The 2,706-nt window shown below is 33.6% G+C and carries 4 protein-coding genes and 1 tRNA gene; 4 read left to right on the forward strand and 1 reads right to left on the reverse strand.

Features of this window, described 5'->3' with window-relative positions:
* Both ACG9ZB_RS16560 and ACG9ZB_RS16565 read left to right on the forward strand, forming a co-directional pair.
* Positions 1-243 (forward strand): type II toxin-antitoxin system RelE family toxin (locus ACG9ZB_RS16560; RefSeq protein ID WP_419326792.1); only part of this gene is annotated, 243 nt, incomplete at its 5' end.
* Between the two features lie 192 nt (positions 244-435).
* The gene (locus ACG9ZB_RS16565) at positions 436-1,236 is read left to right on the forward strand and encodes a hypothetical protein (RefSeq protein ID WP_329760579.1); all 801 of its coding nucleotides are present in this window, start codon (positions 436-438) and stop codon (positions 1,234-1,236) included.
* Here ACG9ZB_RS16565 and ACG9ZB_RS16570 read toward each other — a convergent pair.
* The gene (locus tag ACG9ZB_RS16570) at positions 1,216-2,091 is read right to left on the reverse strand and encodes a DNA adenine methylase (RefSeq protein ID WP_329760577.1); all 876 of its coding nucleotides are present in this window, start codon (positions 2,089-2,091) and stop codon (positions 1,216-1,218) included. The genes ACG9ZB_RS16565 and ACG9ZB_RS16570 overlap by 21 nt on opposite strands.
* A 94-nt stretch (positions 2,092-2,185) precedes the next feature.
* Between ACG9ZB_RS16570 and ACG9ZB_RS16575 the strand changes: the two genes are divergently transcribed.
* Together ACG9ZB_RS16575 and ACG9ZB_RS16580 are read left to right on the forward strand one after the other, a co-directional pair.
* The gene (locus tag ACG9ZB_RS16575; protein ID WP_225543856.1) at positions 2,186-2,380 is read left to right on the forward strand and encodes a hypothetical protein; all 195 of its coding nucleotides are present in this window, start codon (positions 2,186-2,188) and stop codon (positions 2,378-2,380) included.
* 73 nt (positions 2,381-2,453) lie between these two features.
* Positions 2,454-2,530 (forward strand) — tRNA-Met (locus tag ACG9ZB_RS16580).
* Positions 2,531-2,706: the final 176 nt, after the last annotated feature.

Here is a 2,706-nt window from a genome sequence, read left to right on the forward strand (position 1 = left end):
CTCCCTGTTGCTATACGAGATCAATTTAAAAAGAAACTAGCCAAAGTCATAGAGCAGCCACATATTCCAAAGAATATGCTTAGAGGCGATCTTGCAGGTTGCTATAAAATCAAATTATTAAAAGCTGGTGTCCGACTTGTCTATCAAGTTAAAGATGATCAGGTAGTTATCCTGCTCATTACCGTCGGAAAACGAGCTGATAGCATAGTTTATGACGAAGCGAAAAAGCGAATTAAAGATTAAAAATGGGAGCTTATAGCTCCCATTTTTGCCTTCGTATAACGTGTATTATGTTAATTTTAGAAAATTTAATCAATTTCATATCTTAATCATTTTTTACTTTTCGATTAAATATTAAACCTCTAATTCTTTTTACCTGTTTTATCTAACAAAAATTGAGTACTGTTCATCTCAATAGATTAAGAGGAGTAAAAGATGAATCAGGAACTTATAGATTTTTGTGAACTATATAATCTACCTTTAGAACATTTAGGGGCAACATTAAAAGATCCAAAAGTCATTCCAATGATTAGAGGAAAAGCTTTTGAATTTTCTGTCAAAGATAGATTATCCCAAGTCCTTAATCAGAACATATGGCATGTATCTAAACCATTCGTAAATCCACAATTAGGAAGCCATGACCAAGACGTACTTATCAAGCATTTACCGACAAATACCGAAATTACTATCGAATGTAAATTGTCAGCTAAAGGACAATATAAATTTCAGACAAATGAAAGTATTTTTAAAATCAAATGTATGCGCAGTCGAACTTTGGGCCCAGAGTTAGTACGTCGTTTAGCTCCACTTAGGGGAATGTCTGAAGAAAGTTTAAGTGTTCATAATGACCAATATTTACTTGGTGATTTTGACTTAGTAATCACTTCACTTGCTAATGCATTCTATAGCACGAATGAAGATGGAATCTTTGTTTGGGATCCATCAGCCTTAGGACAAAGCTTCCTTGAACAAAAATATGGTGTTGGGCTAAGTGAAAAACAGTATCAAGATGCTGCTTTCAATGATATGTACGTTGCTAGGGCTAGTGATTTAATTATTTCAGAAACAAATGAGGTTCTTTGCACAAGAAAGAAATGCTCTAATAATCAAAACTGTGGATTTATACCAAATTATCCGTTGTTAAAATTTAATCATGATAATTTAACAAACCCATCTAATAGATGGGTTCATATATCAAATATTGAAAACTTACTATTAAACTTCATCGAAGGTTAATTCTAAATTTTCAGAAACTTCAGGCTCCTTTACTTGATAATTCGTTATAAATACTTCTTTCCCTTTATAACGAGATGCTTTTTCAGGAGCCTGACTCTTATTCTTCGTCTGATCATCAGTTCTACTAATTGTATAATTCCACTCTTTGTCTAACATCGCATTAGCCCAAGAATATAACTCCCTAATTTCAGGACTATTATCATAAGTAATTAAGAAAGATAGACGTCCTTTATTTCTTAATAAACACTGTTCTAAGCGATAATGATCTTCCTTCTTAAAAGAGAACGTATAGAATTTATCTTGATCAGCATTGAAGTAAGGTGGATCTACAAATAAGAATGCTCCATCAGGTGCATTATCAATAACATCCTCAAAATCAAGGTTAGTAAATTCAACACCTTGTAATTTAGCTGATGTTTTTATTAGGCTACGACCCCAATTTTCTGGGCGCATACTATATTTATCACCATACCCCCAATAACAATTTTTCGGATTCATAATTCCTGAGTATGATGTGCGATTTAAGTAATACCAACGTACAGCTCTTTCTAGTTCATTAATTGGCTTAAATTCATTCTTATACCAAGTATGTCGTTCTTTTAAAGCCTGCTCTCCATCCAAAGCAGCAACCAGATCATCAACCCTATCTCTGATAATTAAATATGTATTAATAAGATCAGGATCAGCGTCATTTAAAATATTTGTCTCAACTTTATCTTTTGCAAAGAAAATTGAGCCACCACCTACAAATGGTTCTATGTAACAGGTATGATCTGGAACATGCTCGAGGATCAATTTTCTTGCGTAGAATTTACCACCTGCATAGCGAAATGGAGAGTTAATTGCTTGGCTCATTTAAACCTACTAAAAAAATTAAGATTGCTGACACGATCAAAGTACCAATGTTTGACAAAAATGTCAAACATTATTGTATGGTTGGAGCCTACGAATGAAACCCCATGTAATGTCTATATCAGACTTTGCTAAATATAAAGGTACATCGAGACAGACTGTTTATAACAATCTTTCAGATTTAACTACAGATGACTCATATGGTACACAACGAATTGTACTCGATGAGCGAGCTGAAAACTGGCAACCTAAAGAGCAATATAAACCTAAAAATCGTAACTCAGCAGAATAAGTGAACAACTAGCTAGAGTTATTATTTTATTGGTTGTTAAACTTATAAATACAGCATATAAAGAACGTATTGATGCGGGATGGAGCAGTCTGGTAGCTCGTCGGGCTCATAACCCGAAGGTCGTTGGTTCAAATCCAGCTCCCGCTACCAATCCAGATATTAAAAAAAGCTAATCTTTATAAGATTGGCTTTTTTTATTTAACATAAAATCTCTTATACGCAATTCTGTTGTTATTCCCAAGTAGAAATGTCCTACCTAATAACCAAATAGAAATGTCCTATACAGACATTTCCAAGTCAAGCACAGGATTTAGATTTCGTTCTTT

This window comes from Acinetobacter johnsonii (assembly GCF_048551975.1).
Lineage (GTDB): Bacteria > Pseudomonadota > Gammaproteobacteria > Pseudomonadales > Moraxellaceae > Acinetobacter > Acinetobacter johnsonii_A.